Consider the following 25,177-nt stretch of genomic DNA (forward strand, 5'->3'; position numbering starts at 1 on the left):
TGCCGGCCAGCGGCCGGCACTACCGGGATGCGCGCCAAGGTGCATGGGGTTGCCGGCCGGCGGCCGGCACGACCGGAGCCGCTCAGAACCGGTTGTCGCCATCCAGCATCCGGCCCAGGCCACCCAGCACCGAGCCTTCGCCACGGTTCTGGCCGCCGCCCTGCGGCGCGGCCATCCACATGCGGCCGGCCAGCCGCGAGAACGGTAGCGACTGCAGCCAGACCTTGCCAGGGCCGGTCAGCGTGGCCAGAAACACGCCTTCGCCGCCGAACAGCATGCTCTTGATGCCGGTCACCCGGCGCACGTCCATGTCCACGGTCGGGTGGTAGGCCACCACGCAGCCGGTATCCACGTCCAGGCGCTCGCCGGCGGCCAGCTCGCGCTCGATCACGCAGCCGCCGGCGTGGATGAAGACCCAGCCGTCGCCTTCCAGCTTCTGCATGATGAAGCCCTCACCGCCGAACAGGCCGGTCATGATCCTGCGCTGGAACTGCACGCCGATCTGCACACCGCGCGCGCCGGCTAGGAAGCTGTCCTTCTGGCAGATCAGGCGGCCGCCATGCTGGTCCAGTTTCATCGCCAGCACGGTGCCGGGGTAGGGCGCGGCGAAGGCGACCTTGCCCTTGCCGTGGCCGCTCTGGGTGTAGACGGTGGCGAACAGGCTCTCGCCGGTCAGCACGCGCTTGCCGGCGGCCATCACCTTGCCCATGAAGCCACCGCCCGGCCCCCCGCTGGCGGCGCCGAACACGGTGTCCATCTGCACGCTCGCGTCCTTGAACATCAAGGCGCCGGCCTCGGCAATGGCGCTCTCGCCGGGGTCAAGCTCGATTTCCACGAACTGCATCTCATGGCCGACGATGCGGAATTCGATGTCGTCGGCGCGGCCGCTGGCGTCGGCGGGAACCGGCGGCGGGGTGCTGGGCATGCCAGGGGCCGTTGACTGCAGTTCGGGCACCTCGGCAATCGACGTCCACCCGCCCATGCCCTGGCACCAGGCCAGCGCGCGCGGATTGGCCAGCGCAAAGCGGCGCGCGGCCTCGTCATCAAGCGGGCCGATGCGTTCGGCCTGGGCAGAGGCGTGGAAGTACCACTGGGTCATTGCGGCGGCTCCGCGGCGCTGGAAAACCCCGAGTCTAGCGAGCGCGCCCGGGGCCGGGCGACAGGGCCATGAACGGCCGGCATTTGCGGGGCAGGTGCTGTATTGCAACAATTATCTGGTAGCGCCGTTTTACCACCCCTCCAAACACAGCCTACCGCCATGTCCCCGACCCGCACTCCCCGTGGCCGATTTCCGGTCGCGCGTCCCCTCGTTGCCGCTCTTTCCGCCCTGCTGCCGCTGGTAGCAGCCGCCCAGGAAACCCCCGCTGCCAAGGATCCGGTTGCCCTCGACGCCCTGCAGGTGACCGCCCAGCGCCGCGTCGAGAACGCCAAGGACGTACCGGTCGCGCTGAGCGCGATCCAGGGCGAGAAGCTGGACGTGCTCGGCTCGGCCGGCGATGACATCCGCTTCCTGGCCGCACGCGTGCCCAGCCTCAACATCGAGTCGTCCTACGGCCGGGCCTTCCCGCGCTTCTACATCCGCGGCCTGGGCAACACCGACTTCGACCTCAATGCCTCGCAGCCGGTGTCGCTGGTGTATGACGATGTGGTGCAGGAAAGCCCGTTGCTGAAGGGCTTCCCGCTGTTCGACCTGGCCAACGTGGAAGTGCTGCGTGGCCCGCAGGGCACGCTGTTCGGCCGCAATACCCCGGCCGGTGTGGTCAAGTTCGACTCGGCGCGCCCGTCGCAGGATGCCGATGGTTACCTCCGCGTCGGCTACGGCAGCTACAACAGCTGGAACGTGCAGGGCGCCTACGGCGGCCCGCTGACCGACCGCTGGTCGGCGCGCGTCTCGGCCATCTACCAGCGCCGCGACGACTGGGTCGACAACACCCGCGCCGGTGCACCCAACAGCGGCTTCGAGGGCTATGACGAAGCGGCCGGCCGCGTGCAGTTCCTGTACGAAGGCGATGACTTCGAAGCGCTGTTCAACCTGCACAAGCGCAAGCTCAATGGAACCGCCCGCCTGTTCCGCGCCAACATCATCGAGAAGGGTGGCAACTCGCTGGTCGAGAACTTCGACCGCGACAAGGTGGCCAACGACGGCGTCAACTTCTCCGACCTGGAGACCTGGGGCGGCAGCGCGCGCCTGCAGTGGAACCTCGGCTCGGTAACCCTGCACTCGATCACCGGCTATGAAACCGCCGAATCGCTCAACCGTGGCGACATCGACGGTGGCTACGGCGCGTCCTTCCTGGGTGCCGGCAACTCTGGCCCGGGCCTGATTCCGTTCTCGTCGGAGTCGGCCGACGGCCTGCCGCACCACCGGCAGTGGACGCAGGAAGTCCGCGTCGAGTCCAACGAGTGGGGCCGCTTCGACTGGCAGGCCGGCGTCTTCTACTTCGATGAAGACGTGACCATCAACAACTTCAACTACGACTCGCTGACCCCGGGCAATCCGCAGACCGGCCACGTGGTGCAGAACCAGCGCAACAAGGCGTGGGCGGTGTTCGCCTCGGGTGACTTCGATGTCACCGACCGCTTCAAGCTGCGCGCCGGCGTGCGCTACACCCAGGACAAGAAGGACTTCAGCGCCAGCGTGCTGCAGGCCGTTCCGTTCGGCACCCCGGTCAGTGGCCCGTACCTGGCCAACACCGACGTCAACGACGTCAGCTGGGATTTCAGTGGCGTCTACAAGCTGACCGACGACATCAACGCCTATGCCCGCGTGGCCAAGGGCTTCCGCGCGCCGTCGATCCAGGGCCGCCTGGCCTTCGCGCCGGGCCTGTCGCAGGCCGATTCGGAGAAGGTGATCTCGTACGAGGCCGGCATCAAGGCCGACCTGTTCGAGCGCCGCGCGCGCCTGGGCCTGAGCGTGTTCCGCTACAACGTCGATGGCCAGCAGCTGATCGCGGTGGGCGGCGCCAACAACACCGCCACCCTGCTCAACGCCGACAAGACCGTCGGCCAGGGCGTCGAGCTGGACCTGGAGGCCTACCTGGCCGACAACGTCCTGCTGACCTTCGGCAGCAGCTACAACGACACCGAGATCAAGGACAAGAACCTGGCGGTGGCGATCTGTGGCGGTGGCTGCACCATCACTGACCCGACCACGGTGATCAACGGCCAGACCTACGCGCTGGTCAACGGCAACCCACTGCCGCAGGCGCCGAAGTGGATCCACAACGCGACCCTGCGCGTGGGCTTCCCGCTCAGCGATGGCAGTGAGCTGTACGCCTACACCGATTGGGCGTACCGCAGCGCGGTCAACTTCTTCATCTACGAGTCGCCGGAATTCCGCGGCCGCAGTTCGCTGGAAGGCGGCCTGCGCCTCGGTTACAACTGGGATTACGGCCAGTACGACGTGGCCGTGTTCGGCCGCAACCTGACCAACCAGACCCGCGTGGTCGGTGCGATCGACTTCAACAACCTGACCGGCTTCCTCAACGAGCCGCGGACCTGGGGCGTGGAGTTCACCGCGAAGTTCTGATGCGGTGGCTGCGGTAGTGCAATGAAGAAGGGCCGGCGCAATGCCGGCCCTTCCTTTTGATGCGCGACCATGTCGCAAATGGACACGCCCGCGCTGCGGGCAGCGGTCAAGAAGTGTGAGCGGCGGCAAGAATATGTCTCAGTTGCCGTGAACCCGAGCCCGTGTCGATGCGCTCGGATGGAACAGGCGTACAACCGTAGCTACCGGAATCTTCCGGGCAACCGGGGTACTGCAATGAAGAACAGAATGTCGCGGATGACCGTAGGCTTGGCCATGCTCGTGCTGTCGATGCAGGCATCTGCGGGGGTGAACGCTGCTGAAGCAGCAACAACGACGCTTCCGGACGACCAGCACCTGCACCTGGAGAAGCGGACCGCGTCGATCACCGATCAGCGATCATTCGACGCGTATGCAAAGGCATTCGGGGATACCGATACGTTTCCCCTTTACAAAATGACGCCTGCAGCGCGCGCGCGGTTCACCGCATCGCTACGGTTCAGTGCGCTCGGACTGACCACCTTCGATTACTCCGATCTGGCACGGGAACTGGGAGCGGCCGATCTCCATCGCGTACTCAAACCGTTTGGGTTCCAGCACCTGGTGGCGGTCATTCCCGATGTCAGGGTCAATTCGGAAGAAGACCAACGGGTTCTGCAGATACAGAACACTGCGCGCAGCCTGCGTTGTAGCGTGGGAGAACATTGCAACGAGGCAGACTATCCTGGCTACAAGTGCATCTCGCACGCGACATGCGAGGAATCAACGGCACACATATGCACGTCCAACTGCTGATCGCGGCCCTGCGGCGCCCACGGGTCATGATGCGTGGGTTGCTCCCGGTCGCCACCACGCTGGCGATGATCCTGTCCTCTCCCTGTGCCGCCGGGGTATCTCTGGAGGAGGGCTATGCCACCGTGCAGGGAACGTGGGAAAGCCTCTCAGGGCCGGACCATGACTGGCGTGAGCGCGGAGCCCAGGTTGATCGTGCGTTTGACACGGGTGTTTTGCCTCATACCGCTACGCTGTCCCGCCTGAGCACACCCGAACTGCGTGTACTGTTGCGGGCGACCCACGCGGCCGCCGTGGCAGCCAAGCAGCCGCACTACTCGGCCATTGCACTGCGCGTGGGGGTCGAGCTCCGCAAGCGTGGTGAACTGCAGCCTGCTGACGCACGCGCCGGAGCGACCATTGCCGTTCTGAGCCGTGATGCCGCTGCGTTGGCCCCGGTATCGCCGTGGCGGGCCGCTTTCAATGGCCGCCCCGTGCCCCGGTGGCCGCGCGTCACCAAGCCGTTCGAGTACTGGACGCCCAGTGCGGATGGCGCGAGCTTTCGCGCGGCGCACGCCGACATGGCGTCGTTGAAGATCATTGTCATCGCGCATCCAGCCTGCGGCTTCACGCGTGCGGTGGCAGAAGCGGCGCGCGCCGACCCCGACGTATTGCGGATACTTTCAGGAAGCCGCGCGCTGTGGCTGTCCCCGCAGGACGGGACGCTTGATCTGCGCATCTTTACCGACTGGGCCGAACGCCATCCCGATCTGCCGATCCAGGTCGTGGCCCGCCAGACGGACTTTGCAGACTTCGGCTACTGGGGAACACCCACCTTTTACATCCTGCGCGACGGCAGGGTCGCCGCGCGGGTGGTGGGTTGGCCGCGCGGCGGCAACAAAGCAGCCCTGCAGAAGGCGTTCGCCGACGCAGGGATCGCCGCAGAGCCCTGACCCTGGCATCGACCGTTACAGCGCGCTCTGCGGGCGGATCTTCAGCACCGCGTTCTCGGTGGTGCAGTCGCGGCTGGAGTGCAGGCCGGCCTTGCGTGCCGCTTCGATCTCCCTGCGTGCGGCCAGCAGGTCCTTGTTGAACGCGGCGTTGTCATGCAGGCGGGCCACGGCGGCGGCACCCATGAAGCGGCCTTCGAGGATGTCGCTCTGCCAGTGCACGTTGCAGACCAGGCGGCTCTCGCCGTAGTTGCGGCCACGGGCCTGGATGGCGTCGGCGCGGTCCGGCGCGATCTCCGACAGGATCAGGGCCCAGGCCCAGCCGATCGAGGTGTGGCCGGAGGGGTAGGAACCGTTCTTGCGCAGGCCGTCCTCGTCCTTCGGCGAGCAGGTCGGCTCACCGTTGACCATGAACGGGCGCGGGCGCTGGTAGTGGTTCTTGGCCGCCTTGGTCGCCGCACTGGCGTCGATCCGGCTGCGCTCCAGCAGGCGATACAGCGCCGGGGTCTTCACCGCATCGACGTCGATGTCGGCGGCGCAGGAGAAGTGGTTGGCGCCCTCGGGGAAACCGAGTTCCGCATCGACGCCGGCCTGGGCGAAGCGCGGGCTGCCACGCAGCGCGCGGGCTTCACGGCTGACCTGCTCGTCCAGGGCGAGGGCGGCCGAACCGGCGACCGGCGGTGCCGGCACCAGGTCGAGACTGGCCGGAACCGCGCTCTGGTCCAGATAGCCGACGGCCTTGGTGGTGATGTTGGCTTCGACGGCGGTCGGCTTGGTGGCGGTGGCGGCACAACCGGCCAGGGCCGCAGCCACGGCAAGGCCGAGCAGCGGGCGGGCAGGGTGGGAAATCAGCGACATGGACAGGCTCTGGGCAGGAAACACCGCGCCATGATCGCAGCCCCCGCACGACACCGCAGTGACCGTCGGTCATACGGCCAGACCCGGCATGGTCACTGCCATGGAATAAAAACCGTCATCGTTCGGCGTCATTCTCCCGATTCCGGGCGCAGCGCACGGACTTTCACGCGCCTGCACCGCGAGCATCGACACAACGGTGGTCGAGATGCCGTCCAGTTCCAGTCGGGTCGGGGGGATCCGCTGACAGAGGGAGAGAAGCGATGCGCAGCACCGCAACAGGAAGTACCGTCCTGGCCCTGCTCGTGGGGCTGGCCAGCGCCCCGGCGCAGGCCGCCGACGTGGTCGGCGTGGCCTTCGTGCATGGCACCGGCGCGCAGACCAATGCCACCCAGGACTACTGGCAGCCGGCGATCATCGACACCGTGCGCCAGGGCCTGCCCAACAGCAGCAACTACGTCGTCATCAACTGTGACTTCACCCAGTACATGTGGAAACCGGAAGCGGCCGGTTGCCTGGCCAACCAGCTGACCGGCTTCATCGACAGCCGTGGCATCACCCAGCTGGTGGTGATCACCCACTCCAACGGCGGCAACGTGGTGCGCTGGATCCTGTCCAACCCGACCTACGACAGCCGCTATCCGAAGATCATCCGTACGCTGCGCAAGGTCACCGCGCTGGCGCCGTCTTCGGCCGGCACGCCATTGGCCGATGCGGTGCTCAACGGCAATACCTTCGAAACCTCGCTGGGCTGGCTGCTGGGCTACAAGAACGACGCGGTGCGCCAGCAGCAGGTGGCGAGCATGGCCACCTACAACGCGCAGAACCTGTATGGCACGGCCGGTCGCCCGGCGCTGCCCAAGCCGTTCCGTGTGGTGGTCGGCAGTGACGTGGAATCGGCGGTATGGGACAGCAACAGCTACTGCGGTGGCTATGCCGCCAATGTCGGCCTGGAGTTCACCCAGAACTGGCTGTCGTCCTGCTCCGATGGCTTCCTGGAGTGCAGCAGCCAGAAGGCTGCCGGCACCACCTGGTTCACTGACAAGGCGCGCACCCAGGGCGCAGAACCGCTCAGCCACAACCAGAGCCGGCGCGAGTGCTTCGGCCTCGGCACCCTGCTGCGCAACGACCTGACCCAGTGAGGGAGATGACCATGACGATCCATTCCACCCTGCTGGCCAGTGCGGTGCTGGCAGTGCTGTCCCTTTCCACGGCGCAGGCCGCGCAGCCGCTGCAGGCGGCCCGCGCGGGCGATCAGGTGTCTGCCGCCCTGGTAGCCGCGCCGCTGCCCACCGATGACAGCGAACACGCGCCGCTGGCGTTCGCCTGGGCGCTGGACCCGGCGCAGCCGCTGCAGGCAGCCACGCCATACGCCTCGGTCAGCCGCAGCTACTGGCAGCAGGTCGATGGCACGCAGCTGCAACGCGGCCTGGACCTGCCGCTGACCGCCGCCGATGCGGTGATCCAGCTGAGCCCGGCCGAAGGTGCCCGCGCGCTGCCGGCCAATACCCTGCAGGTGCGCGACCCGGCCGGCCGCAGCAGCGTGGCGCGCAGTGTCGATGCGCGCGCGCTGCAGGAGGCCGGCATGCCGGTGAAGGATGGCAGCAGCATGCTGCGCACCGGCGCGACCAGTGCCGCCGGTGCGTACACGCTGCAGAGCGCACAGGCACAGGGCCGCTACGTGGTGCAGGTGCTTGAGCCGAACAGCCCGCTGCGGCTGGAAGTGCAGGCCAACCAGGCACAGGTGCTGGCCGGTGGCAGCGTGCAGCTGCAGGCACGCCTGCTGGAAGACGGCGCCACCACCGCCCAGCTGGCATCGCGGCGTAGCGGCCTGGGCGGTGAAGCGCTGCTGGTGGCACCGGACGGACGCAGCTGGCCGCAGCGGCTGCTGCGCACCACCGATGGCGCCCTGCGTGCGCAGGTGCGGATTCCGTCCGACGTCGGCAGCGTGCAGGGGCTGTGGGAGTTGCAGGTGTTCGCGCAGGCCGATGGCGTGCTGCGCGATGGCAAGGTCGCCTTCGCGGTGGCGCGGCCGACCGCGCGTTTCAGCGGCCAGGCGGCACCGGACCCGGCCAGCCGCCAGGTGGCGCTGCCGCTGCAGGTGGCCGCAGCCGGTCGCTACGAGGCGCGTGGCACGTTGTATGCCACCGGTCGCGACGGCCAACTGAGGCCGGTCGCGCAGGGGCATGCAGCGGCGTGGTTCGATGGCCCCGGCGCGGGCCAGCTGGTGCTGCCGTTCGACCAGGCCGCATTGCCGGCGGGCTTCGGCGCACCCTATGAGCTGCGAGACCTGCAGCTGCAGGACCAGAGCCGGATGGCACCGATCGAGTCGCGCGCGCTGGCGCTGAAGTTCTGAGCAAGGGTGCAGCGGGCCGGAACCTCCGGCCCGCTGCATTGCAGCCTGTAGAGCCGAGCCCATGCTCGGCTGCTGTGTGCTGTGATCACGAGCCGCCGAGCGTGGGGTCGGCTCTACAACCGCATGTCGATTACCCCGCGTACGCGGTCAGCCGGCCTTCCTGCTCGCACACGGTGATCGTGCCGCCGAATACCGCCGACAGCGGCGTGCTGCGCAGCAGCTCGGCGCGGGTACCGTCGGCCTGTACGCGGCCGACGCGCAGCAGCACCACCCGCTCGATCTCGGGAATGATCTCTTCGATGTGGTGGGTCACCAGCACCAGGGTGATGCCCTGCTGCGCCAGTACCCGCATGGTCGCCACCAGCTGCTCGCGCGCGACCAGGTCCAATCCGGTGGACGGTTCGTCCAGCAGCAGTGCCTGCGGCCGGTTGACCAGCGCGCGGGCGATCAGCACGCGGCGGGTCTCGCCGGCCGACAGCTCGGCGTAGGCGCGTTCACGCAGGGACAGGGCGCCGGTCATCGCCAGCGTTTCGCCGACGCGGGCGCGCATGTCGTCGGTCACCTCGCGGAACGCGGGCACCACGTAGCTGGCGAAGAAGCCGGACAGCACCGCCTGCTCCACGGTCAGCCCCGGCATGTCGGCCAGGTTGCTGCTGAGGTCGCCAGTGACGATGCCCAGCTGCGAGCGCAGCCGGTCCACCTGCCAGCGGTTCTGGCCCAGCACCTTCACGGCCACCGAGCCGTCGCCCAGCGCCAGCGGGTACAGCTCGCGGGTGATCAGCTTGATGAAGGTCGACTTGCCGCAGCCGTTGGGCCCGAGCAGGGCGGTGTGCTGGCCCTGCGCGATGCGCAGGCTGAGCCCGTGCAGCACCTTTACCTGGCCGCGCACCACGGTGGCGCGGTCCAGTTCGATCAACGGGGGCGGCTCCGCGACGGGCGGGGCAGCGGTGATGGCGCTGGTGCGTGGATCAAGGCTCGACAACTCGGGTCCCCAACTGTGAACGGTGCCACGGATGGCGATGCGATACACCGCCGTAGGGATGCAGTTTGCAACGCAAGCGCCCATCATGTCTGCCATCCCCGCGTCGATCCGGAGAGCTGCCATGCCTGATGCCCTGATGTCCCTGTTGACCGGTGGTGTGCTCGGCCTGGGTGGGTGGGCCCTGCTGGCGGTGCTGCTGGTCTTCACCCAGATCACCATCTTCTCGGTGACCCTGTACCTGCATCGCAGCCAGGCTCATCGCGGGGTCGATTTCCACCCGGCGCTGGCCCATGTGTTCCGCTTCTGGCTGTGGCTGACCACCTCGATGATCACCCGGGAATGGGTGGCGATCCACCGCAAGCACCACGCCAAGGTGGAGACCGAGGACGACCCGCACAGCCCGGTCACCCGCGGCATCGGCAGGGTGTTCTGGCACGGCGTGGAGCTGTACCGGGAAGCACGCGGCATGCGCGCGGACATCGAGCAGTACGGGCGCGGCACCCCCGACGATGCGATCGAGCGCCACCTGTATACCCCGCACGCCACGCTGGGCCCGGTGCTGCTGCTGGTGATCAACAGCGTGCTGTTCGGCCTGCCGGGCGTGGCGTTGTGGGCGATCCAGATGGCGTGGATCCCGTTCTGGGCGGCCGGCGTGGTCAACGGCCTGGGCCACTGGTGGGGCTACCGCAACTACGAGTCGGCCGATACCTCCACCAACCTCACGCCGTGGGGGTTCTGGATCGGCGGCGAGGAGCTGCACAACAACCACCATGCCTTCCCCAGTTCGGCGCGCTTTGCGATGCGCCGCTGGGAGTTCGACATCGGCTGGAGTGCGATCCGACTGCTGCAGGCGCTGCGCCTGGCCAAGGTGCTGCGGGTGGCGCCGGCCATGGACGTGCGCCCGAACATCGCCGTGCCCGATGCCGAAACCCTGAAGGCGCTGCTGTCGCACCGCTTCCAGGCGATGACGGATTACCAGCGCAACGTGTTCATGCCCGCCCTGCGCGAGGAAGCCGCGCAGGCTGGAGCCAAGCTGCGCCGCCTGTTGCCGCGCCGGCTGCGCCGCGGCCTGGTCAATGATGGCCGCTGGCTGAAGCCGGACGGGCGTGCCCAGCTCAGCGCCTGGGTGGCACAGCGCCCGCGCATCCGCACCCTGGTCGAGTACCGCGCGCGGCTGGCGGCGCTGCTGGAGGCGCGCGGCCACGATGCTGCCGAGCGCCTGCATCAGCTGCAGGCCTGGTGCCGCGAGGCCGAGGAAAGCGGTATCGCCGCGCTGCAGGCCTACGCCGCACGGTTGAAGGGCTACAGCCTGGTGGGCGCGTGAGGGCAGGGCACGGGCTTCTGCTGGCGCTGCTGCTGCCGGGCGTGGCGCTGGCCCAGGTCACCGACACCGCCAGCTATCTGCAGCGGATGGACAGCGATGGCGACGGCCGGGTGAGTGAATCCGAGTACGTGCAGTGGATGCTGTATGCCTTCGACCACATGGACCGCAATGGTGATGGTGTGCTGAGCGCCGACGAGCTGCCCGGCGGCAAGGGCAGGGCGATCAGCCGTGAGCAGCAACGGCAGGTGATCGTGCAGCGCTTCCACAAGCAGGATGCCAACGGTGATGGTTTCCTGGACGCCCGTGAGCTGTCCGCGCCGCCGCGTTGAGCGGGCGTAGAATCACCCCATGCCCGAACTACCCGAAGTCGAAACCACCCGCCGCGGCCTGGCGCCGCACCTGCAGGGCCGGCGCGTGCATGGCGTGATCCTGCGCCGCGCCGACCTGCGCTGGCCGATTCCGCCGGAAGTGACCGAGCTGCTGCCGGGGCAGCGCATCGAGGACATCCGCCGCCGCGCCAAGTACCTGCTGCTGGAGACCGCCATCGGCAGCGCGGTGCTGCACCTGGGCATGTCCGGCAGCCTGCGCGTGCTGCCCGGTGATACTCCGCTGCGCGCGCACGACCACGTCGACATCAGCCTGGACAACGGCCGCCTGCTGCGCTTCAACGACCCGCGCCGCTTCGGCAGCCTGCTCTGGCAGCCGGCCGGCGAGATCCACCCGCTGCTGCAGGGGCTGGGCCCGGAGCCCCTGGACGATGCCTTCGACGGCGATTACCTGTTCGCCCGCAGCCGGGGCCGCAGTGCGCCGGTGAAGACCTTCCTGATGGACCAGGCGGTGGTGGTGGGTGTCGGCAACATCTACGCCGCCGAGAGCCTGTTCAAGGCCGGCATCAGCCCGCTGCGCGAGGCCGGCAAGATCTCGCGCGAGCGCTACCAGCGGCTGGCCGATGCAGTGAAGGAGATCCTGGGCTACGCGATTACCCGCGGCGGCACCACCCTGCGCGATTTCATCAGCCCCGATGGTGCGCCGGGCTACTTCGAACAGGAACTGCTGGTGTACGGCCGTGACGGGCTGCCGTGCCCGAACTGCGGGCGCGCGCTGAAGCACGCCACCATCGGCCAGCGCGCCAGCGTCTGGTGCAGCCACTGCCAGCGCTGAGCCGGGCAGCCAGCGGCAGCTGAACGGGCAGGGCGCGTCTCCGCTGCCCGTTAACGTTTGTCTGCCTATCATGGCCGACCTTCCTCCCTGTGCCTGACGCGCCTGCATGCAACGACGCGACTTCATCCGCAATGCCTCCCTCGCCCTGGCTGCATTCGGCCTGCCGTCCCTGCCCGCGTGCGCGGCCAGCCGGAGCGGCCAGATGGGCCTGCGCCGCCTCGGCCAGCCGCAGCCGTTCGATTTCGCCACCCTGAAGGGCCAGGCGCGCGCGTTGGCGCAGGCGCCCTACAAGAGCCACAAGCGGGTGCTGCCGGGCCGCCTGGAGGGCCTGGACTGGGACCAGTACCAGTCGATCGGCTACCGCCAGGACCATGCGCTGTGGGCCGACCAGCCCGGCAAGTTCCAGGCCAAGTTCTTCCACCTGGGCCTGTACTTCCATTCGCCGGTGCGCATGTTCGACGTGGTCGACGGCAAGGCGCAGGAGCTGGCCTATGACGGCGCGGCGTTCAACTACGGCAAGAGCGGCATCAAGGATGGCGAGCTGCCGGCCGACCTCGGCTTCGCCGGCTTCCGCCTGAACACCCGCAAGGATACCGACCGCGATTTCGCTGCCTTCCTCGGCGCCAGCTATTTCCGCGCGGTCGGCAAGGAAGGCCAGTACGGCCAGTCCGCGCGTGGCCTGGCGATCGACACCGGGATGGGCAAGCCGGAGGAATTCCCGGATTTCATCGCCTACTACCTGGAACAGCCGTCGGCTGATTCGGACACGATCGTGGTCTACGGCCTGCTGGATTCGCCTAGCGTGGCCGGTGCCTATCGCTTCGCGATCACCAACGGTGACGTGCTGCTGATGGACATCGACAGCGCGCTGTACCCGCGCAAGCCGATCGAGCGGCTCGGCATCGCACCGTGCACCAGCATGTACCAGGTGGGCGAGAACGACCGCCGCATGGGCTGGGACTGGCGCCCGGAGATCCACGATACCGATGGCCTGTCGCTGTGGACCGGTGCCGGGGAATGGATCTGGCGCCCGCTGCTGAACCCGCGCAACCTGCGCTTCAACATGTTCGTGGACCGCAACCCGCGCGGCTTCGGCCTGCTGCAGCGCGACCGCAACTTCGACCACTACCAGGATGACGGCGTGTTCTACGAGAAGCGCCCGTGCCTGTGGGTGGAGCCGAAGGGCGAATGGGGCGAGGGCTCGGTGCAGCTGGTGGAGATTCCCACCGTGGACGAGACCTTCGACAACATCGTGGCGTTCTGGAATCCGAAGGAGAAGCCGCAGCCCGGCCAGGAGCTGCTGGTTGGCTACCGCCTGTACTGGGGCGCCGAGCCGCCGGCACGTCCGCCGCTGGCGCACTGCGTGGCCAGCCGTACCGGCCTGGGCGGTGTGGTCGGCAAGAAGCGCGAGTATTTCAGCTGGCGCTTCGCGGTGGACTTCGAAGGCGGCGAACTGGCCAGACTGATCGACAAGGCTGAGGTCGAGGCGGTGGTGGAAGCCAGCCGGGGCCGGGTCGAGATCGTGTCGGCGCGGCCGCTGCGCGAGATCAACGGCTATCGCGCGATGTTCGACCTGGTGCCGCCGGAAGGCAGTACCGAGCAGATCGATGTCCGCCTGTTCCTGCGCAGTGGCGGCAAGACCCTGACCGAGACCTGGCTGTACCAGTACAGCCCGCCGCCGGCCGGAGCGCCGGAGCGCACGCTGTACTAAGAGGGGTGCGGGTTTGCAGGGCTTGCAGCCCTGCACCTGCCGAGGCCAAAGCAACCGCAACAGCCGAAGCAGAAGCTGGTTTCCTGAGGGTAGGCGGGGTGGGTCCGGTGGCGGGAGACGCCGTAAACCCGTCCATGGGGGCTTGGCCGCGGCATTCATGCCGCGGACGCCCCCGCCACCGGCCCGCCATCCCACGGAATGCGGCTCTGGCTTTGGCCGTTGCCGTTGCTTCTGCAGGTGCAGGGCTGCAAGCCCTGCAAAAGAACACCCTTTACAGCGGCAGGGGCGCCTGCGCCGGGTCGATCCGCCCTTCACCGCGCGTGATCTTCTTGAACTCCGCACGGCTGACCGACACGTAGCGGTCGTTGCCACCGATCTCCACCTGCGGGCCGTCCTGCACGGCGTGGCCATGCTCGTCCACGCGCACGGTCATGGTCGCCTTCTTGCCGCTGTGGCAGATGGTCTTGATTTCCTGCATCTCGTCGGCCCAGGCCAGCAGGTACTGGCTGCCCTCGAACAGTTCGCCGCGGAAGTCGGTGCGCAGGCCGTAGCACAGCACCGGAATGCGCAGCTGGTCGACCACCTCGCTGAGCTGCCAGACCTGGGCGCGGGTCAGGAACTGCGCCTCGTCCACCAGCACGCAGCCCATCGGCCCGTTTTCCGCAAGGTCCTGCTCTACCCAGCGCTGCAGGTCGGTGTCACGGTCGAAGGCCATGCCCTCGGCGCGCAGGCCGATCCGCGAGGCAACCACGCCGGCGCCGGCCCGGTCGTCCAGGCGCGGCGTCAGGATCGCCACCCGCATGCCGCGCTCGCGGTAGTTGTGTGCGCTCTGCAGCAGGGTGGTGGTCTTGCCGGCGTTCATCGCCGAGTAGTAGAAGTAGAGCTTGGCCATCGGCCGATTGTACGCCGCCGCCCCCACTGGCCGAAGCTGTTCAGCAAGCCTGCCGGCCGCCCGCTGTGGTTGTCCCGCCCGCCCGCTACAATCCCCACTCCATGCACGGTCTCAATCCCCCTCAAGCTGCCGCGGTCCTGCACATCGAAGGCCCGTTGCTGGTGCTCGCCGGCGCCGGCAGCGGCAAAACGCGCGTGATCGTGGAGAAGATCGCCCACCTGATCAGCTGTGGCCGCTACCCGGCGCGCCGCATCGCCGCGATCACCTTCACCAACAAGTCGGCCAAGGAAATGCGCGAGCGCGTGGCCAAGCGCCTGCGCGAGCAGGACGCCGACGAAGTGACCATCTGCACCTTCCATGCGCTGGGCCTGAAGTTCCTGCAGATCGAGCACGCCGCCGTGGGCCTGAAGCGTGGTTTCTCGATCTTCGATGCCGATGATGCCGCCGCGCAGATCAAGGACCTGATGCACGGGGCCAAGCCCGATGACATCGAGGACATGAAGAACCTGGTGTCGCGTGCGAAGAACGCCGGCCTGTCGCCCGAGCAGGCGATGGCCGCCGCGCGCAGCAACCGCGAGAAGGAAGCGGCCAGCGTCTACGAGCGTTACCAGCTGCGGCTGACCGCGTTCAACGCGGTCGACTTCGACGACCTGATCCGTCTGCCGGTGCAGATCCTGGAAGAGAACCCGGAGATCGCGCTGGCCTGGCGCGAGCGCATCGGCTACCTGCTGGTGGACGAATGCCAGGACACCAACGACGCGCAGTACCGCCTGCTCAAGCAGCTGGCCGGCGAGAAGGGCAACTTCACCTGCGTGGGGGACGATGACCAGTCGATCTACGCCTGGCGCGGGGCCAACCCGGAAAACCTGCAGCAGATGGGGCGCGATTACCCCGCCCTGGAGATCATCAAGCTGGAGCAGAACTACCGCTGCTCCAACCGCGTGCTGCGCGCGGCCAATGCGCTGATCGCCAACAACCCGCACGAGCACCTGAAGAAACTGTGGAGCGACCAGGCCGACGGCGAGCGCATCCGCGTGTGGGAATGCCGCAACAGCGAGCATGAAGCGGAAAAGGTCGCGGCCGAGATCGCCTTCGTGGCGCAGTCGCGCAAGGTGCCGTGGAGTGATTTCTGCATCCTGTTCCGCGGCAACTTCCAGTCGCGGCCGCTGGAAAAAGCGATGCAGCTGCTGCGCATCCCGTACCACCTGACCGGCGGCACGATGTTCCTGGAGCGCCAGGAAGTGAAGGACACGCTGGCCTGGCTGCGCCTGCTGGTGAACCCGGACGACGACACCGCGTTCATGCGCGCGGTGCAGTCGCCCAAGCGCGACGTGGGGGCCGGTACGCTGGCCAGGCTGGCCGAGCTGGCGCAGGAAAAGGACATGCCGATGGCGCATGTGGCCGAGACCATCGGCGCCCTGCAGCAGTTGCCGCCGCGCGCGGCCAACAGCCTGGCGCGCTTCACCGACATCCTGCGCGACCTGCGGGCGCAGATGCGCCAGGTGACGTCCGGCGACATGATCCGCAAGGTGGCCAAGGAATCGGGCCTGCTCAGCGAACTGCGCCAGCAGGCCAAGGAAGAGGCCAGCTACCAGCGCCGCGCCAACAACATCGAGGAACTGGCGCAGTGGTTCGAGGGCGGCCCACGCGGTGCCACCGCCGCCGACCTGGCCGGCCAGCTGGCGCTGTTGTCGCGCAGCGACAAGGACGAGGGCGGCAACCAGGTGCGCATGATGACCCTGCACGCCTCCAAGGGCCTGGAGTTCCCCTATGTGTTCATCGTCGGCTGCGAAGACGGCGTGCTGCCGCACCAGGTCAGCCTGGATGAGGGCAACCTGCAGGAAGAACGCCGCCTGCTGTACGTGGGCATCACCCGCGCCAAGATCCAGTTGTGGATGAGTTACAGCAAGCTCACCCGCAAGTTCGGTGAGCATGTACGGCTGAAGCCCAGCCGGTTCTTCGAGGAAATTCCGGCCGAGGAGATCCAGCGCGATGGTGCCGATCCGGTCGCCGATGCGGCGCGCAAGAAGGAGCGGGCAACGGCGGGTCTGGCGGCGATCGAGGCGCTGTTCGATTGATCCGGCACCCCGGCTCACGGTCCTACAATCGGTTTTTCCATTGGAGATCCGCGCGTGCATCCCATTGAAAGCGAACGCCTGCGCCTGCGCCGGATCGATCCTGACCGCGACGCGGTGCCGATGCTGGCGTTGTTGAATGACCCCGGCTTCCTGCGTTTCATCGGTGACCGCGGCGTGCGTACGGCGCAGGAGGCACGCGACTACGCCACGGCGCGGGTGCTGCCGGCCTATGCGCTGCACGGCTACGGGATGTATGCCATCGAGCGCTTGTCCGATGGCGCGTGGCTGGGCAACGCCGGGCTGGTGCGGCGCGATGGCCTGCCGGGACCGGATATCGGCTATGCGGTGCTGTCCGAATTCGCCGGGCAAGGCTATGCCGGTGAGGCGGCGCGGGCGGTGTTTGCCTATGCGCGTGGCGAGCTGGGCCTGCGCGATCTGTATGGCATCACCGACCTGGACAATGTGGTGTCCGGAAAGATCCTGCTGGGCCTGGGCATGCAGGAGCGCGGGGTGGTCCAGCTGCCGGGCGTGGACAGCCCGAGCCGGCTGTATGCCACGCCGGGTGCGGCCGACGTCGGGTAGTGCCGGCCGCTGGCCGGCAACCGGCATGACCAGATGCCGGCCAGCGGCCGGCACTACCGCCGCACCCGGGCAGGGCTATGCCGGTGAGGCGGCGCGAGCGGTGTTTGCCTACCTGCTGGGCCTGGGCATGCAGGAGCGCGGGGTGGTCCAGCTGCCGGGCGTGGACAGCCCGAGCCGGCTGTATGCCACGCCGGGTGCGGCCGGCACTACCGCCGCACCCGGGCAGGGCTATGCCGGTGAGGCGGCGCGGGCGGTGTTTGCCTACCTGCTGGGCCTGGGCATGCAGGAGCGCGGGGTGGTCCAGCTGCCGGGCGTGGACAGCCCGAGCCGGCTGTATGCCACGCCGGGTGCGGCCGACGTCGGGTAGTGCCGGCCGCTGGCCGGCAACCGGCATGATCAGATGTCGGCCAGCGGCCGGCACTACCTGCGCATGTCGACGCTCAACCGCGCAGTTCGGCCAGCTGCGCCTGCAGTTCGGCCACGGCTGCTTCCAGCTGGGCCACGCGCTCGGCCAGGCCCGGCTCGGCCGCATCGCTGCTGCCGCTGCTGCTGGCGTACTTCGCCGCCAGCGCCGCGCCATCCACTTCACCGCACAGCAGGTGCATGTAGCGGTCTTCGCGCTGGCCACTGGCACGCGGCAACACCACCAGCAGCGCGCGCTGCTGCAGGCGCTCGATGGCATGGCGGGCTTCGTCGGTGTCGGCGAAGCGGTGCAGGCGCTCGCTGCGCGTGACCAGCTCGCCCAGCGTCTGCGGCCCGCGCAGCAGCAGCAGTGCCAGCAGCACGGTCTGCTGCCGGGTCAGGTCCAGCGCTGCCTGCAGGCGGTGCTCGTAGCGGTCTGCCCGCGAGGAGAAGTGCTGGCGGGCCAGCCCCAGCGCCTCCAGCTGGCGCAGCGCGTGCTGCACCGTGCCGGCATCAACGTTCATCACCGGCTCGCGGGCGGTCTTCTGGTTGGCGGCCGATTGGGCGGCGTTGACCGTCAGCGGGTAGGTGTCCGGCGTGGTCGCCTCCTTCTCCACCAGGCAGCCCAGCAGGCGGGCCTGCACGGCGTCGAGCAGGGGGACGTCGGGGGTCTGGCTGGAATCGGTCATGGCGGCCTCCGGAAGGGCAACGGGTCAACCGCCAAGCATAGCCGTCCCGGGGCCGCCTTTGCCGGTAAAATGCGCCGGTATATCTGATTGCCGGTGAATCCATGCGTCGTCCCGTTTCCCTGTCCCTGACCCTGCTCGCTACCGCGGCGCTGGGCCTGTCCGCCTGCAAGCGCGTGGAGGCGCCTGCCGCCGAAGCCGCTGCCCCGCAGGCGCCCGCTGCCGCTGCCAAGGCCGAAGGCGCGCTCGATGCCACGGCCAACGACAACCTCAATGCGGTGCTGTGGATGCAGCGCGCGCAGGAGTACAAGGCGATCACCGAGCAGACCTACCGTGCCGCCGCCGACCATCTGGATGTGGCGCTGAAGGAAGCCCATTGGGATGCGCTGGTGCCGGAAGAGCGCGGCAACGATGCCAAGGGCCTGAAGCCGGCGGTGGTGCTGGATGTGGACGAAACCGTGCTGGACAACTCGCCCTACCAGGCGCGCCTGGTGCGCGATGGCAAGGAATACGACGAGCTGAGCTGGGACCAGTGGGTGGCTGAAAAGAAGGCCAAGGCCATTCCCGGCGTGGTTGATTTCGCCAAGGCCGCCAACGCCAAGGGCGTGACCCTGCTGTACATCTCCAACCGCGCCGTGCACCTGAAGGACGCGACGCTGGCCAACCTGCGCGAGCAGGGCCTGCCGGTGGCCGATGACAGCGTGTTCCTGGGCCTGGGCACGGTGGTGCCGGGGTGCGAGCAGGCCGGCAGCGAGAAGAACTGCCGACGCCGCCTGGCCGGGCAGAAGTACCGCGTGCTGATGCAGTTCGGCGACCAGCTGGGTGACTTCGTCGAAGTCACCGCCAATACCAATGAAGGCCGCGACGCGCTGCTGCAGCAGTATCACGACTGGTTCGGCGAGCGCTGGTGGATGCTGCCCAACCCGACCTACGGCGGCTTCGAGCCGGCGCAGTTCAACAACGACTACAGCCAGTCGCGCCAGGCCCGCCACGACGCCAAGCGCGCCGCCCTGGACTACGCCCCGTGAGCCGCGCACCGCTGCCGCTGCGCGATGACGAGCGCCTGATCTTCGCACTGGACGTGCCTGATCGCGTGCAGGCACTGGACTGGGTCGATCGCCTCGGTGACAGCGTGGCGTTCTACAAGATCGGCATGGAACTGCTCGCCTCCGGCGAGTACTTCCAGGTGCTGGACGAGCTGGCCCGCCGCGACAAGCGCGTGTTCGTCGACCTCAAGTTCTTCGACATTCCAGCCACCGCGGCGGCGGTGATCAAGCGCCTGTCGCAGTGGCCGGTCAGCTACGCCACCATCCATGGCTGGCACCCGGCGATGATGGAGGCCTGCGCGGCCGCCAACAGCAGCGACATGCGCCTGCTGGCGGTGACCGTGCTGACCTCGATGGGGCGCGCCGATCTGGCGCAGATGGGCATCGACCGCGAGCCGGTGGACGTGGTGGTCGAACGCGCGTTGGCCGCCCAGGCAGCGGGCGTCGATGGCGTGATCGCCTCGGGCCAGGAGGCTGCACCGATCCGCGCCGCGACCGGTAGCGGGTTCTCGATCGTCTGTCCGGGTATCCGCCCCGGTGGTCCGGCTGGCGATGACCAGAAGCGCACCGTCGGCGTGGCCCAGGCCTTTGCCGATGGCGCCGATGCCATCGTGGTCGGTCGCCCGATCCGTCTGGCGGCCGATCCGCAAGCGGCAGCGCGGGCGATCCAGCAGGAAATCGCGTCGGCTCTGGCTGCACGCTGAGCCCACTGCTGACGCCGGTCACGCCGGCACCACGCACGCCATTCCGATCCATGCGGGATGGCGTTCGCATTTGTCGGCCTGCGACTGTCGCAGGCAGCGCATTGCGCCGAAACTGTGCGCGCGTTCGCGCTGCAGGCTTCATCCCTGCTCCCCAATCGATGCACCGGCACGGACCGCGGCCGCGCCGGTTCCAACCATTGATAGAGGAGTACAGGGATATGTATCGCAGCACCTCTTTGTTCATCGGCCTGTTGTTGGCCGCGTCCGCCGTACCCGCCTTCGCTGCGCCACAGGTGCGCGATGCGCCGCGCGTAATCGGCGGCGAAGCGGCACTCGCCGGCGAGTACCCGTTCATGGTCAGCATCCAGGGCATTTTCGACGGCGATTCGGATCATGACCGCCACTTCTGCGGCGGAACGCTGATCTCACCGTCCTGGGTGCTCACCGCCGCGCACTGCCTGCAGGGCGAGCAGCCGATGGGGTTGGCGGTGCTGGGGGGCCAGGCCACGCTCTCCACCGGTGCCGCGCCGCGACCGTCCAACGTCAAGGCGATCCACGTCCATCCGGCCTTCAACAGCGGCAATTCGCTCGAACACGACGTTGCGCTGGTCCAGCTGAGCGCGCCCCTGGATGGCGCACAGCCGGTGGCACTGCGGCTGCGGCCCGACGCCAGCTACCTCAAGCCGGGCCGCGAGTTCACCGTGATCGGCTGGGGCGACACCGACATCGGTGATGGCCGGATCTACCCCACCCAGCTGCAGACCGCGCAGGTGCCGTTCGTGTCCTTCAGCGACTGCCAGCAGGCCTACGGCGGTGAACTGTCACGCGGCAAGGTGATCTGCGCTGGCCGTGAAGGCGTGGACAGCTGCCAGGGCGATTCCGGCGGCCCGCTGCTGCTGCGCCTGCGCGAGGGCTGGACCCAGTTCGGCATCGTCAGCTGGGGCGAGGGGTGCGCGCTGGCCGGCTATCCCGGGGTTTATGCCCGAATCGCCGAAAAACATGCCGTAGATTTCATTGAGGCGGTTTGGCAACGAGACTGATCCATTAAAATCAAGTAGATACGATGCATTACGTAAAGTGTTGCCTTAACTTGGGCGGCAGCGTAGGATCGCCGCCATCCGGTCCTTGACCGGACATGCGCCACAACACTGTCCTCCGGCCTCGTGCCGGCTTGAAGAGCCTGCGATCCCCGTGATCCGGGCTCTTTTTTTATCCCGGTGGCGGCTCTGGGGTCAGATTCCTTCTGCCTGCGGGCAGAAGGGACCTGACCCCCGTGGTTGGAAACGTGACCGCACGGCTTGCTGCTGTCACGTCGCAGGCCGCAAGATGCGGGCCGGTCCGGGGAGTCCGAGTGCATGAGAGTGGCGGTGCGAGGAAGGTCTGCGCGTGGGTGGGGGCTGGCAGCCATGCTGCTGCTGGTCGTGGCGGCGTGCCGCGAGCCTGGCAACGACCCGGCCAGGCCGGCGGCCGAGCCGGTGGCGGCCGTGCAGGCGATGGCATTGCGCCTGGCCGACGATGATCTGGTCGGCTACGCAAAGCTGTCGGTACCGCCAGGCCAGTACCAGCGCCTGCAGCAGGCCTGGGCCGAGGGACACAGCCAGTGGCCGCTGACCGAACTGCCGCTGGGTGACCAGCTGCTGCCGATGCTGGCCGCACTGCGCAAGCCCGGGGCCAGCGCCGAGCTGCAGCGCAGCTTCGACCGCCAGCTGGCCGGCCAGGCCAGTGCCGTGCGCCAGGCTGCACAGTCGATGGGCAACTTCGGCGTGCAGTACCTGCGCCATCAGAAGGGCTACACGCCCGGCCAGCAGGCGCACTACATCGCACTGGTGGAAACCCTTGCCGTCTGGGCGCAGGGCGCGCCGATCAGCGACCGCGCCCGTGCACGCAGCACCATCGCCGCGCTGGTCGGCGCGGCCGGCAAGGTCGGTTTCGACGACGAGGCGGGCCTGCAGGCCGCTGGCATGGAAGGCAGCCTGCAGCAGCTGGCGCCGTTCATCCACACCCTCAAGGCGGTGCTCGGCAGTTACGGGCTGGGCGTGGACGACGCGCTGCGCAGCGTGCGTGGCGAGCTGCTCTCGGTGGAGGGCGACAACGCGCTGGTGCGCCTGCACTACGACCTGGCCGGCCGTGAGATGAGCCTGCAGCTGCCGCTGAGCCGCCGCGAAGGCCACTGGTACCTGACCCGCACCCTGGCCGACACCGATGCGCTGCTGCGCAAGGCCGACGCGGCCCGCGCTGCGGCCTCGCCGTCGCCGGCTGAGGCCCCTGCCGAGGGTGGGGAAGCAGCAACGCCGCCGCCTAAGCCATAATGGCGCCGATGTCGAAACAGAACCCGCTGCCGTTCCCCGGCGAAGAATCCCAGTCGACGCTCGCCGATACGGTGCCGGCGTCCCCCTCGACCGGTACCGGCCCCAACCCGGTACCGCCGCCCGCGCACGCGCGCTCGGCCGGCCGCCGCCCGCTGTGGGCGCGCCTGCTCGGTCGCCTGGTCGAGCCGTGGCTGTCGCTGAAGATCGAACCGGAAGACCCGGGCCAGTACAACGATGGCCGTCCGGTCATGTACGTGCTGGAAGACTACGGCCTGTCCAACGCGCTGATCCTGGACAAGGCCTGCCGCCAGGCCGGTCTGCCGTCGCCGCTGGTGCCGCTGGCCGGTGATCCGACCGGGCGCAAGCGCGCCTACCTGGCGCTGTCGCGGCGCAGTTCCAGCAATTCGCTGATTCCCGAGCAGCGCGGCGCCAAGACCCACTCCGATTCGCTGGCCAAGGTCCTGCAGGCGCACCGCGTGCGCGATGACCTGGACGTGCACCTGGTGCCGGTGTCGATCTTCGTCGGCCGCGCGCCGGACAAGCAGAGCGGCTGGTTCGCGGTGCTGTTCTCGGAAAACTGGGCGCTGGTCGGCCGCTTCCGCCGCCTGCTGGGCCTGCTGCTGAACGGGCGCAATACCATCGTGCGCTTCGCCCCGCCGATCTCGCTGCGCAGCACCGTGGACGAAGGCCTGGAGCCGGAACGCACGGTGCGCAAGCTGCAGCGCGTGCTGCGCACCCATTTCCGCCGCATCCGTGAATCGGTCATCGGCCCGGACCTGTCGACCCGGCGCCTGCTGGTGGACCAGGTGCTGGCCGCCGAGCCGGTGCGCGAAGCGATCGCCGCACAGGCCAAGCGCGACAACTCGAAGCCAGCCGATGCCTGGAAGAAGGCCCACGCCTACGCCTGGGAAATCGCTGCGGACTATTCCAGCCCGGTAGTGCGCTCGGCCAGCTTCATGCTCAGCCACGTGTGGAACCGCATCTATGCGGGTGTGCTGGTACACCACCTGGACAAGTTCAAGGCCGCCGCGCCGGGCCATGAAGTGGTCTACGTGCCCAGCCACCGCAGCCACATGGACTACCTGCTGCTGTCCTACCTGCTGTACGACCGTGGCATCGTGCCGCCGCACATCGTGGCCGGCATCAACCTGAACCTGCCGGTGGTCGGCACCCTGCTGCGCAAGGGCGGTGCGTTCTTCATCCGCCGCTCGATCCGTGGCAACGCGCTGTACTCGGCGGTGCTCAGTGAATACGTGGCGCAGCTGGTGGCCGGCGGCTATTCGCTGGAGTACTTCGTCGAAGGTGGCCGCTCGCGCACCGGCCGCCTGCTGCAGCCCAAGGGCGGCATGATCTCGATGACGCTGCGTGCGTTCCTGCGCCAGCCGCGCAAGCCGGTGCTGTTCCAGCCCATCTACATCGGCTACGAGAAGCTGATGGAAGGCGGCAGCTACCTGGACGAACTGTCCGGCCGGCCGAAGGAAAAGGAATCGATCTGGTCGCTGCTGTGGGGCATCCCCAAGGTGCTCAAGCAGAACTACGGCCAGGTGGTGGTGAACTTCGGCGAGCCGATCGCGCTGAACGACGTGCTGGCCGAAAAGGCGCCGGAATGGAAGGGCGAGGCAGTGTCCGAGGACGAGAAGCCGGCCTGGCTGTCGACCACCGTGGATACGCTGGCCGAGCGCATCCAGGTGCGCATCAACGGCGCCGCCGACGTCAATCCGATCAACCTGCTGGCACTGGCGCTGCTGTCCACGCCGAAGCACGCGATGGGCGAGGCCGACCTGATCGCGCAGATCGAGCTGTGCAAGACCCTGCTGGCCGAGATGCCGTACTCGGACCGGGTGACGGTGACGCCGCATTCGCCGGAACGGATCATCGCCCACGCCGAGGAAATCAACGTCCTCACCCGCATCAAGCACCCGCTGGGCGATGTGCTCAGCGTCAGCGGCGACACCGCGGTGCTGCTCAGCTACTTCCGCAACAACGTGGTGCACCTGTTCACCGCCTCGTCGTGGGTGGCGTGCTGCTTCCAGAACAACCGCCGCATGAGCCGCACCGGCCTGGTGCAGCTGGGGCGCACGGTCTACCCGTTCCTGCAGGCGGAGCTGTTCCTGCCCTGGAGCGAGGACGAGTTCGCCCAGCGCATCGACCGCACCATCGACGTGTTCGTGCGTGAGGGCCTGCTGCAGAACGTCAACGATGACGATGGCGGCATCCTGGCGCGCAACACCGGGCAGACCGACGAGGTGTTCCGCCTGCGTGCGATCGGCCATTCGCTGCAGCAGGCGTTCGAGCGCTACTACATCGCCATTTCGGTGCTGGTGAAGAACGGCCCGGGCGTGCTTGGCGCCGCCGAGCTGGAGAGCCTGTGCCAGCAGGCCGCGCAGCGCCTGAGCCTGCTCTATGCACCGGCCGCGCCGGAGTTCTTCGACAAGGCCCTGTTCCGCGGTTTCATCCAGAAGCTGCGCGAACTGCGCCTGGTGTGGCCGGACGAGAACAGCAAGCTGCTGTTCGACGAGCGCCTGGACGCCTGGGCCAAGGACGCCAAGTTCATCCTGGGTCGCGAGCTGCGCCACACCATCGAGCGGGTCAGCCCGGAAGCGGCCCGCCCGGACGAACCTGCGCCGCAGGATTGAAGGCAGCGCCGGGTCCTGCCCGGCGAACGGCATGCCAACCCGGGGTGGCATCTACCGGGGCGAAGCAGTAGCAACTGTCTTGTCAGGGGCAGCCGAGGGCCACCTCGGCGTCCCGCTTACGGGCGTTTAGGATCACCAGCATTTTGCGCATGACCGCCACGAGCGCCACCTTGCTCGCTTTGCCCTTGGCCTTCAGGCCAGCGTAA

The 25,177-nt window shown here is 68.2% G+C and carries 21 protein-coding genes and 2 pseudogenes; 17 read left to right on the forward strand and 6 right to left on the reverse strand.

The genetic code is table 11. The features are described from left to right. Window positions 1-82: 82 nt before the first annotated feature. A complete protein-coding gene (locus tag AC5P9I_RS15540; RefSeq protein ID WP_049468473.1) occupies window positions 83-1,099 on the reverse strand; it encodes a TIGR00266 family protein in 1,017 nt (338 codons plus the stop codon). 159 nt (window positions 1,100-1,258) lie between these two features. Between AC5P9I_RS15540 and AC5P9I_RS15545 the strand changes: the two genes are divergently transcribed. The 3 genes from AC5P9I_RS15545 (at window position 1,259) to AC5P9I_RS15555 (ending at window position 5,250) form a co-directional block, all read left to right on the forward strand. Then, on the forward strand, window positions 1,259-3,529 hold the full coding sequence (locus AC5P9I_RS15545; RefSeq protein ID WP_049468475.1) for a TonB-dependent receptor: 2,271 nt from the start codon (window positions 1,259-1,261) through the stop codon (window positions 3,527-3,529). Between the two features lie 246 nt (window positions 3,530-3,775). Next, window positions 3,776-4,321 carry a hypothetical protein gene (locus AC5P9I_RS15550; protein WP_057495307.1) on the forward strand — a complete coding sequence of 182 codons (546 nt, stop codon included), beginning with the start codon at window positions 3,776-3,778 and terminating at the stop codon, window positions 4,319-4,321. Continuing rightward, a complete protein-coding gene (locus AC5P9I_RS15555) occupies window positions 4,303-5,250 on the forward strand; it encodes a hypothetical protein (RefSeq protein WP_049468478.1) in 948 nt (315 codons plus the stop codon). Before AC5P9I_RS15550 ends, AC5P9I_RS15555 begins: the two co-directional genes overlap by 19 nt. A gap of 15 nt (window positions 5,251-5,265) precedes the next feature. Here the strand turns inward: AC5P9I_RS15555 and AC5P9I_RS15560 are convergent, their stop codons facing one another. Continuing rightward, complete coding sequence (locus AC5P9I_RS15560; RefSeq protein ID WP_130768337.1) at window positions 5,266-6,105, reverse strand: acid phosphatase; 840 nt, start codon at window positions 6,103-6,105, stop codon at window positions 5,266-5,268. A gap of 260 nt (window positions 6,106-6,365) precedes the next feature. Here AC5P9I_RS15560 and AC5P9I_RS15565 point away from each other — a divergent pair, with 260 nt between their 5' ends. Continuing rightward, window positions 6,366-7,244: a lipase family protein gene (locus AC5P9I_RS15565; protein ID WP_130768338.1), complete on the forward strand. Its 879-nt coding sequence runs from the start codon at window positions 6,366-6,368 to the stop codon at window positions 7,242-7,244. Between the two features lie 11 nt (window positions 7,245-7,255). Continuing rightward, window positions 7,256-8,458 carry a DUF4785 domain-containing protein gene (locus AC5P9I_RS15570; RefSeq protein WP_187756890.1) on the forward strand — a complete coding sequence of 401 codons (1,203 nt, stop codon included), beginning with the start codon at window positions 7,256-7,258 and terminating at the stop codon, window positions 8,456-8,458. A gap of 130 nt (window positions 8,459-8,588) precedes the next feature. Here the strand turns inward: AC5P9I_RS15570 and AC5P9I_RS15575 are convergent, their stop codons facing one another. Further along, window positions 8,589-9,410 carry an ABC transporter ATP-binding protein gene (locus AC5P9I_RS15575; protein ID WP_495217368.1) on the reverse strand — a complete coding sequence of 274 codons (822 nt, stop codon included), beginning with the start codon at window positions 9,408-9,410 and terminating at the stop codon, window positions 8,589-8,591. A gap of 151 nt (window positions 9,411-9,561) precedes the next feature. On the opposite strand from AC5P9I_RS15575, the gene AC5P9I_RS15580 reads away from it, so the two are divergent. The 4 genes from AC5P9I_RS15580 to AC5P9I_RS15595 all read left to right on the forward strand — a co-directional run bounded on the left by AC5P9I_RS15580 (window position 9,562) and on the right by AC5P9I_RS15595 (window position 13,636). Then, window positions 9,562-10,764 carry a DesA family fatty acid desaturase gene (locus AC5P9I_RS15580; protein ID WP_049468483.1) on the forward strand — a complete coding sequence of 401 codons (1,203 nt, stop codon included), beginning with the start codon at window positions 9,562-9,564 and terminating at the stop codon, window positions 10,762-10,764. Continuing rightward, the gene (locus AC5P9I_RS15585; RefSeq protein ID WP_049468487.1) at window positions 10,761-11,093 is read left to right on the forward strand and encodes an EF-hand domain-containing protein; all 333 of its coding nucleotides are present in this window, start codon (window positions 10,761-10,763) and stop codon (window positions 11,091-11,093) included. The genes AC5P9I_RS15580 and AC5P9I_RS15585 overlap by 4 nt, the downstream gene beginning before the upstream one ends. 19 nt (window positions 11,094-11,112) lie before the next feature. Next, complete coding sequence (gene mutM / locus AC5P9I_RS15590) at window positions 11,113-11,925, forward strand: bifunctional DNA-formamidopyrimidine glycosylase/DNA-(apurinic or apyrimidinic site) lyase (RefSeq protein ID WP_049468489.1); 813 nt, start codon at window positions 11,113-11,115, stop codon at window positions 11,923-11,925. A 106-nt stretch (window positions 11,926-12,031) separates the two neighbouring features. Beyond that, window positions 12,032-13,636 carry an OpgD/OpgG family glucan biosynthesis protein gene (locus tag AC5P9I_RS15595; protein ID WP_049468490.1) on the forward strand — a complete coding sequence of 535 codons (1,605 nt, stop codon included), beginning with the start codon at window positions 12,032-12,034 and terminating at the stop codon, window positions 13,634-13,636. A 271-nt stretch (window positions 13,637-13,907) separates the two neighbouring features. Here the strand turns inward: AC5P9I_RS15595 and AC5P9I_RS15600 are convergent, their stop codons facing one another. Continuing rightward, a complete protein-coding gene (locus tag AC5P9I_RS15600; RefSeq protein ID WP_049468491.1) occupies window positions 13,908-14,528 on the reverse strand; it encodes a thymidine kinase in 621 nt (206 codons plus the stop codon). Between the two features lie 101 nt (window positions 14,529-14,629). Between AC5P9I_RS15600 and AC5P9I_RS15605 the strand changes: the two genes are divergently transcribed. From AC5P9I_RS15605 to AC5P9I_RS15615, 3 genes and pseudogenes are all read left to right on the forward strand, one after another. After that, on the forward strand, window positions 14,630-16,606 hold the full coding sequence (locus AC5P9I_RS15605) for a UvrD-helicase domain-containing protein (RefSeq protein WP_049468492.1): 1,977 nt from the start codon (window positions 14,630-14,632) through the stop codon (window positions 16,604-16,606). Between the two features lie 54 nt (window positions 16,607-16,660). Beyond that, window positions 16,661-17,188 carry a GNAT family N-acetyltransferase gene (locus AC5P9I_RS15610; RefSeq protein WP_064237366.1) on the forward strand — a complete coding sequence of 176 codons (528 nt, stop codon included), beginning with the start codon at window positions 16,661-16,663 and terminating at the stop codon, window positions 17,186-17,188. A 67-nt stretch (window positions 17,189-17,255) separates the two neighbouring features. Beyond that, window positions 17,256-17,555, forward strand: a pseudogene (locus AC5P9I_RS15615) (hypothetical protein); the annotation flags it as partial. A 73-nt stretch (window positions 17,556-17,628) separates the two neighbouring features. Here the strand turns inward: AC5P9I_RS15615 and AC5P9I_RS15620 are convergent. After that, window positions 17,629-18,279 carry a YceH family protein gene (locus AC5P9I_RS15620; RefSeq protein ID WP_049470542.1) on the reverse strand — a complete coding sequence of 217 codons (651 nt, stop codon included), beginning with the start codon at window positions 18,277-18,279 and terminating at the stop codon, window positions 17,629-17,631. A gap of 101 nt (window positions 18,280-18,380) precedes the next feature. Here AC5P9I_RS15620 and AC5P9I_RS15625 point away from each other — a divergent pair, with 101 nt between their 5' ends. The 5 genes from AC5P9I_RS15625 to plsB all read left to right on the forward strand — a co-directional run bounded on the left by AC5P9I_RS15625 (window position 18,381) and on the right by plsB (window position 24,971). Beyond that, window positions 18,381-19,304, forward strand: coding sequence for a 5'-nucleotidase, lipoprotein e(P4) family (locus AC5P9I_RS15625; protein WP_049470541.1), 924 nt, complete (start codon window positions 18,381-18,383; stop codon window positions 19,302-19,304). Beyond that, window positions 19,301-20,026 carry an orotidine-5'-phosphate decarboxylase gene (pyrF, locus tag AC5P9I_RS15630; RefSeq protein ID WP_049470536.1) on the forward strand — a complete coding sequence of 242 codons (726 nt, stop codon included), beginning with the start codon at window positions 19,301-19,303 and terminating at the stop codon, window positions 20,024-20,026. The genes AC5P9I_RS15625 and pyrF overlap by 4 nt, the downstream gene beginning before the upstream one ends. Window positions 20,027-20,244: 218 nt before the next feature. Beyond that, on the forward strand, window positions 20,245-21,066 hold the full coding sequence (locus AC5P9I_RS15635; protein WP_049470533.1) for a S1 family peptidase: 822 nt from the start codon (window positions 20,245-20,247) through the stop codon (window positions 21,064-21,066). Window positions 21,067-21,381: 315 nt separating this feature from the next. Beyond that, window positions 21,382-22,335 carry a hypothetical protein gene (locus tag AC5P9I_RS15640; protein ID WP_187756891.1) on the forward strand — a complete coding sequence of 318 codons (954 nt, stop codon included), beginning with the start codon at window positions 21,382-21,384 and terminating at the stop codon, window positions 22,333-22,335. Then, window positions 22,335-24,971, forward strand: a complete 2,637-nt coding sequence (gene plsB, locus AC5P9I_RS15645; protein ID WP_049470526.1) for a glycerol-3-phosphate 1-O-acyltransferase PlsB — start codon at window positions 22,335-22,337, stop codon at window positions 24,969-24,971. The genes AC5P9I_RS15640 and plsB overlap by 1 nt, the downstream gene beginning before the upstream one ends. A gap of 82 nt (window positions 24,972-25,053) precedes the next feature. Here the strand turns inward: plsB and AC5P9I_RS15650 are convergent. Next, window positions 25,054-25,177 (reverse strand): annotated as a pseudogene (locus AC5P9I_RS15650) (IS110 family transposase); the annotation flags it as partial.

The sequence above is a fragment of the Stenotrophomonas sp. YJH_SMC_29 genome, assembly GCF_059371235.1.

Coding starts and splice junctions, on each gene's coding strand:
- AC5P9I_RS15540 (WP_049468473.1), bottom strand. CDS start 1,099: ATGACCCAGTGGTACTTCCACGCCTCTGCCCAGGCCGAACGCATCGGC.
- AC5P9I_RS15625 (WP_049470541.1), top strand. CDS start 18,381: ATGCGTCGTCCCGTTTCCCTGTCCCTGACCCTGCTCGCTACCGCGGCG.
- AC5P9I_RS15555 (WP_049468478.1), top strand. CDS start 4,303: ATGCACGTCCAACTGCTGATCGCGGCCCTGCGGCGCCCACGGGTCATG.
- AC5P9I_RS15580 (WP_049468483.1), top strand. CDS start 9,562: ATGCCTGATGCCCTGATGTCCCTGTTGACCGGTGGTGTGCTCGGCCTG.
- AC5P9I_RS15545 (WP_049468475.1), top strand. CDS start 1,259: ATGTCCCCGACCCGCACTCCCCGTGGCCGATTTCCGGTCGCGCGTCCC.
- AC5P9I_RS15565 (WP_130768338.1), top strand. CDS start 6,366: ATGCGCAGCACCGCAACAGGAAGTACCGTCCTGGCCCTGCTCGTGGGG.
- AC5P9I_RS15595 (WP_049468490.1), top strand. CDS start 12,032: ATGCAACGACGCGACTTCATCCGCAATGCCTCCCTCGCCCTGGCTGCA.
- AC5P9I_RS15600 (WP_049468491.1), bottom strand. CDS start 14,528: ATGGCCAAGCTCTACTTCTACTACTCGGCGATGAACGCCGGCAAGACC.
- mutM (WP_049468489.1), top strand. CDS start 11,113: ATGCCCGAACTACCCGAAGTCGAAACCACCCGCCGCGGCCTGGCGCCG.
- AC5P9I_RS15640 (WP_187756891.1), top strand. CDS start 21,382: ATGAGAGTGGCGGTGCGAGGAAGGTCTGCGCGTGGGTGGGGGCTGGCA.
- AC5P9I_RS15635 (WP_049470533.1), top strand. CDS start 20,245: ATGTATCGCAGCACCTCTTTGTTCATCGGCCTGTTGTTGGCCGCGTCC.
- AC5P9I_RS15560 (WP_130768337.1), bottom strand. CDS start 6,105: ATGTCGCTGATTTCCCACCCTGCCCGCCCGCTGCTCGGCCTTGCCGTG.
- AC5P9I_RS15620 (WP_049470542.1), bottom strand. CDS start 18,279: ATGACCGATTCCAGCCAGACCCCCGACGTCCCCCTGCTCGACGCCGTG.
- AC5P9I_RS15570 (WP_187756890.1), top strand. CDS start 7,256: ATGACGATCCATTCCACCCTGCTGGCCAGTGCGGTGCTGGCAGTGCTG.
- AC5P9I_RS15550 (WP_057495307.1), top strand. CDS start 3,776: ATGTCGCGGATGACCGTAGGCTTGGCCATGCTCGTGCTGTCGATGCAG.
- plsB (WP_049470526.1), top strand. CDS start 22,335: ATGGCGCCGATGTCGAAACAGAACCCGCTGCCGTTCCCCGGCGAAGAA.
- AC5P9I_RS15605 (WP_049468492.1), top strand. CDS start 14,630: ATGCACGGTCTCAATCCCCCTCAAGCTGCCGCGGTCCTGCACATCGAA.